This is a genomic window from Luedemannella flava (assembly GCF_039528515.1).
In the GTDB taxonomy this organism is placed as follows: Bacteria; Actinomycetota; Actinomycetes; order Mycobacteriales; family Micromonosporaceae; genus Luedemannella; species Luedemannella flava.
The window spans coordinates 1-517 of record NZ_BAAALT010000134.1; the positions used below are offsets into that span (position 1 = coordinate 1).

The following is a 517-nucleotide window of genomic DNA, read 5'->3' on the forward strand; positions in this document are numbered from 1 at the left end:
CCAACGAACCCGTCGACGACCACCGGTACGACGACGGCAGCGAGCAGCCGCCGCCACCGCCCGTGGTCGGCGCCGCGCTGGTCGGCGTCGTGCCGGAGCCCACGCGGACGAGCTGCCACTGCTGGTTGTTGCCGCCCCAGTCGTCGTACTGCACGATGTTCGCGCCGTCGGCCGTCGAGGCGCCCTGAACCTCGAGCGCCTTGTTGCTGTGCCGGCTGATGAACCGGACGTAACCGCCGGACGAGTCGGCCAGGCGCCACTGCTGGTTGTTGGCGTTGGTGTCGGTCCACTGCACGATCGCGCCGCCGTTGGCGGTCGACCAGTTGTAGACGTCCAGGTTCTTGCCCGAGAGTCGCGACTTGATCCGGTAGTAGCCGCCGCCGGAGTCGACGAACTGCCACTGCTGCTGGTTGCCGTCGTTGCGGGACCACTGCGTGATCCGCGCGCCGTCGTTCGTCGCCAGGTTGTACACGTCCAACGCCTTGCCGCTGTTGCGGTTGACCAGCACGTACCAGGC

General features: G+C 68.3%; 1 protein-coding gene. It reads right to left on the bottom strand.

Translation table 11 applies throughout. The features are described 5' to 3' along the window. Positions 1-517, bottom strand: a 517-nt coding sequence (locus tag ABD211_RS20850) for an RICIN domain-containing protein (RefSeq protein WP_344134438.1), incomplete at both ends; no start/stop codon positions are given.